This is a genomic window from Microbacterium sp. (genome assembly GCF_036277215.1).
Taxonomy (GTDB): domain Bacteria; phylum Actinomycetota; class Actinomycetes; order Actinomycetales; family Microbacteriaceae; genus Microbacterium.
In genome coordinates this window covers 1-4492 of the sequence record NZ_DASUNI010000324.1, presented here as the reverse complement: position 1 = coordinate 4492, position 4492 = coordinate 1, and the positions used below count along the sequence as shown (strand labels likewise).

Genomic DNA, 4492 nt, shown 5'->3' with positions numbered 1-4492 from the left:
GACGCCGCGGTCGGCTTCGCGCGCCGGCGGGGCGCGCGTCGAATTCTGCTGATGGGCTGGTCGATGGGCGGCGCGATCGCTCTGCAGCTCGAGCTGAACTCGGCCCACCGCGACGTGATCGCCGGGCTGATCCTCGAGTCGCCGGTGGTGGACTGGCGCGCCGTGCTCGGCTACCAGGCGAAGCTGCTCAACCTCCCCACCGCCGTAACGGGCTTGGCGATCGGTGCTCTCAAGACGGAGTGGGCGTCGCCGATGACCGGCGCCGGCGCCGCCATCCCGTTCGACAGCCTCGACGTCGTCGCGCGGGCGGCCGAGCTGCGGCATCCCGTTCTCATCCTGCACAGCGACGACGACGGATTCGTCCCCTCGGACGCGTCCCACGATCTGGTGGTCGCTCGGCCGGACCTGGTCGAGATGCAGGTGTTCGAGATCGCCCGGCACACCAAGCTGTGGAACTACGACCAGGAGCGCTGGAGCGACAGCATCCGGATGTGGCTCGAGCGGCACGACCTGACGCCCTGAGGGCGCGGGATCGCGCTGCGACCGGCGCCGCTACGCGGCCCGCTTGGCGGCGACCTGGCGCTTCGCGCGCATCAGCATTCCGGTCATCCCGGACAGGCGCAGCGGCGAGACCGCACGCGTGAGACCGATGCTCTGCGGGAAGTCGTCCGGGATCGCCAGCACGGCGTCCGGCGTCAGCCCCGTGATGCCCTGCACGAGGATGCTGGCGAACCCCCGCGTCGTGGGCGCCTCCGGAGGCGCTGTCGCGTGCATCGCGACCAGTCCGTCCTCGTCGAGGTCGATCACGATGTAAACGGGGGACTGGCACTCGATCACCCGCTCGCACAGCTCGGGGTGGCCGTCGTAGCGGGCGGGCACGGCCGGGAGCTCGTTCGAGAACTCCAGCAGAAGCTGCAGGCGGTCGGCTTCGGGCAACTCGAGGAACTCGTCGCGGATGTCGGCGAGGGAGTCGGGCAGGACGTGTGCGGTCATCCCCGCAATTCTCCCACGCAAGCGGTCAGGCGGGCACGTCCCCGGGCTCGGCGCCGGTCGCGATCGGCACGCGCACCGCGCTGCCCCACTCCGTCCACGAGCCGTCGTAGTTGCGGACCTTCTCGAAGCCGAGCAGGTGCTGCAGGACGAACCAGGTGTGGCTGGAGCGCTCACCGATGCGGCAGTACGCGACGATCTCGTCGCCGTCGGCGAGGCCGACCTCGTCGCGGTAGATGGCATCGAGCTCGGCCCGGGTCTTGAATCCGCCGTCCTCGGCCACCGCGCGCGCCCACGGCACGCTCTTGGCGGTGGGGATGTGTCCTGCTCGCAGCGCGCTCTCCTCCGGATATGCCGGCGCCGAGGTGCGGGAGCCGTCGTACTCCTCGGGGGAGCGCACGTCGATCAGCGGCTTTCCCAGGTGCGCGAGCACGTCCTCCTTGTACGCCCGCAGGGTGCTGTCATCACGGGGAACCACCGGGTAGTCGGTGGCAGCGCGGGTCGTCGCATCCGTCGTGAGCGCTCGCCCCTCGGCGATCCATTTGTCGCGACCGCCGTCCAGCAGGCGGACGTCCTCGTGGCCGAACAGCGAGAAGACCCACAGGGCGTACGCCGCCCACCAGTTGTTCTTGTCGCCGTAGACCACCACGGTGTCTTCGCGCGAGATGCCCTTGGCGCTCAAGAGGGCGGCGAAGCCCTCGCCGTCGACGTAATCGCGCACCACGGGGTCGTTGAGCTCGGTGTGCCAGTCGACCTTGACCGCTCCGGGGATGTGCCCGGTCTCGTAGAGCAGGACGTCCTCATCGGATTCGACGACGACGAGGCCGGGCTCATCGAGCCGGGCCTCCAGCCATTCGCCGGTGACGAGCCGACCGGGCTCCGAGTACTCGGCGAACTTGGGGGATGACGTGTCGAACGCGGCGGACACCGGCTGCTCCTCGGGTCGGGACGGCGGGATCGACGGCGTAGGGTTGGACCGTCCCTTCGACCCTAGATTCCCGGGCGTCGGGGCGCACTCACTCTGTAAGACGGAGACACAGGATCAGCAGGATGACACCCACCGCGACCCGCACGGGAATCGTTCACCTCACCGACCTCACACCGCAGATCACCGGGGCCGAGATGGTGGCCTCACTGGTGCCGCCGCCGCAGTTCACGGACGCGACGTTCGAGTCCTATCGCGCGGATCCGGCTTTCCCGTCGCAGCAAGAGGCCAAGACCACGCTCATGGCATTCTCCGGCGTGGCCGCGCCCGAAGCCCGCGGCGGATTCTTCCGGCGGCCGAAGAAGGGTCCTGAGCTCAAGCCCGGCGTCTACCTCGACGGTGGTTTCGGCGTGGGCAAGACCCACCTGCTGGCCGCGATCTACCACGCGATGCAGGTCCGCCGGAAGTACTTCGGCTCGTTCATCGAGTACACCGCGCTGGTCGGCGCCCTCGGATACAAGAACACCGTCGACCTGTTCCGCGGTGCCGATCTGCTGTGCATCGACGAGTTCGAGCTCGACGATCCCGGCGACACCATGGTGATGACCCGCCTGCTGGCCGAACTCGTCTCGTCGGGGACGCGGCTGGCCGCGACATCCAACACCCCGCCGAACGCCCTGGGGGAGGGGCGGTTCGCGGCGCAGGACTTCCTCCGCGAGATCCACGCGATGGCGGCGAGCTTCCAGACCATGCGGATCGACGGCACCGACTACCGCCATCGCGCGCTCGACGGTCATGCCGCCGTGCTCGGCGCCCCCGAGTACGAATCGACGATCGCGGATGCCGCGACCCGCGGTCTCGTGTCGGATGACGGCTTCGCCCAGCTCGTGGCCCACCTGGCGAAGGTGCACCCGTCGCGCTACATCCGCCTGATCGACGGGCTGTCCATGATCGGGCTCCGGGACGTCGCACCGCTGACCGATCAGTCCGCGGCGCTGCGGTTCGTGGCCTTCATCGACCGCGTGTACGACGCGGAACTGCCGATCCGCGCGACGGGGGAGACCCTGGACCTGGTGTTCCCCGAGGAGATGCTCGCCGGCGGCTACCGCAAGAAGTACCTGCGGGCGATCTCGAGGCTCGTCGCGTCTACTCTCGATTAGCGCCGTGGGCGGCTCGCGGGCACGATTCGACTCGTGCTCACGGCATCCGGAAACCTGATGTTTACCTCGGTCGGGGTCGTGTAACACACGCGAAACAGACCCTCGTCGCCGGTTGAAACCGACTGTCGCGACACTGGGCAGACCCGACGCTTTACCTGCGTCCCTGCAGAGAGGTTCATTTCGAGATGGATCAAGGCAATACAGCATTCATCCTGATAGCGGCAGCACTCGTCCTGTTGATGACGCCAGGACTCGCTTTCTTCTACGGTGGTCTCGTCAAGGCCAAGAGTGTCATCAGCATGATGATGCTGAGCTTCGGCGCGATGGGGCTCATCGGGGTCCTCTGGGTCCTGTACGGCTACGCCATCGCGTTCCCGTCGGCCGACGGACTCGCGTTCCCCTGGTCCATCGACTGGTCGGCGATCGGCCTGCAGAGCGTGCTCGAGACTCCTGAGGGCGCCGCGTACCCGCCCCTCGCCTTCGTCGCGTTCCAGGCCACCTTCGCCATCATCACCGTCGCGCTCGTCTCCGGCGCGATCGCCGACCGGGCCAAGTTCGGCTCCTGGATGATCTTCGCCGCGATCTGGGCGACGGTGGTCTACTTCCCGGTCGCGAGCTGGGTGTTCAACTTCGGCCTCGCCGACGACGGCAGCTTCGCCTACGGCGGCTGGATCACGTACGGCATGCAGGAGTTCTTCGGCGTCGGCGCGCTCGACTTCGCCGGTGGAACCGCGGTGCACATCAACGCCGGTGCTGCTGCGCTCGCGCTGGCCCTCGTCCTCGGAAAGCGCGTCGGATTCCAGAAGGGCGTGCACGTCCCGCACAACCCGCCGTTCGTACTCCTCGGAGCCGGCCTGCTGTGGTTCGGCTGGTTCGGCTTCAACGCCGGCTCGGAGCTGGCCGCAGACAACGCCGCGGCGCTCGCGTTCGTGAACACCATCGCCGCTCCGGCGGCGGCGCTGCTCGCCTGGCTGATCGTGGAGAAGATCAAGGACGGCAAGCCGACCTCCGTCGGTGCGGCATCCGGTGCGGTTGCGGGTCTGGTCGCGATCACCCCCGCGTGTGCCTTCCTGACGCCGATCTGGGCGATCGTGCTCGGCCTCGTCGCCGGCGCCGTGTGCGCCCTGGCGATCGAGCTCAAGTTCAAGCTCGGGTTCGACGACTCGCTCGACGTCGTGGGCATCCACCTCGTCGGCGGTCTCATCGGAACGCTGTACCTGGGCTTCTTCGCCAACGGCACCGGACTGTTCATGGGCGGCAATGGCACGCAGCTGCTCGTCCAGGCGATCGCGGCCTTCTCGGTCCTGATCTACTCGTTCGTGCTCGCATGGATCATCGGCTTCGCCATCCAGAAGACGGTCGGCTTCCGCGTGAAGAACGAGGACGAGATCGCCGGCATCGACACCATCGTGCACGG

Annotated in this window: 5 protein-coding genes; 3 read left to right on the top strand and 2 right to left on the bottom strand. The window is 68.1% G+C overall.

Going from position 1 to position 4492, the window contains the following annotated elements; translation table 11 throughout:
* A partial coding sequence (locus VFX99_RS15665) for an alpha/beta hydrolase (RefSeq protein ID WP_329667222.1) occupies nucleotides 1-522 on the top strand: 522 nt, incomplete at its 5' end.
* 30 nt (nucleotides 523-552) lie between these two features.
* On the opposite strand, the gene VFX99_RS15660 is transcribed toward VFX99_RS15665, so the two are convergent.
* Together VFX99_RS15660 and VFX99_RS15655 are read right to left on the bottom strand one after the other, a co-directional pair.
* Nucleotides 553-993 carry a SufE family protein gene (locus VFX99_RS15660; RefSeq protein ID WP_329667221.1) on the bottom strand — a complete coding sequence of 147 codons (441 nt, stop codon included), beginning with the start codon at nucleotides 991-993 and terminating at the stop codon, nucleotides 553-555.
* 25 nt (nucleotides 994-1018) lie between these two features.
* Nucleotides 1019-1918, bottom strand: coding sequence for a sulfurtransferase (locus tag VFX99_RS15655; RefSeq protein WP_329667220.1), 900 nt, complete (start codon nucleotides 1916-1918; stop codon nucleotides 1019-1021).
* A 122-nt stretch (nucleotides 1919-2040) separates the two neighbouring features.
* Here VFX99_RS15655 and zapE point away from each other — a divergent pair, with 122 nt between their 5' ends.
* Together zapE and VFX99_RS15645 are read left to right on the top strand one after the other, a co-directional pair.
* The gene (zapE, locus tag VFX99_RS15650) at nucleotides 2041-3075 is read left to right on the top strand and encodes a cell division protein ZapE (RefSeq protein ID WP_329667219.1); all 1035 of its coding nucleotides are present in this window, start codon (nucleotides 2041-2043) and stop codon (nucleotides 3073-3075) included.
* Nucleotides 3076-3260: 185 nt separating this feature from the next.
* The coding region (locus VFX99_RS15645; RefSeq protein ID WP_329667218.1) for an ammonium transporter at nucleotides 3261-4492 on the top strand (1232 nt) is incomplete at its 3' end.

What these genes read in the sequence shown, in the direction of transcription:
- VFX99_RS15660 (WP_329667221.1), bottom strand. Translation starts at nt 993, where the DNA reads ATGACCGCACACGTCCTGCCCGACTCCCTCGCCGACATCCGCGACGAG.
- zapE (WP_329667219.1), top strand. Translation starts at nt 2,041, where the DNA reads ATGACACCCACCGCGACCCGCACGGGAATCGTTCACCTCACCGACCTC.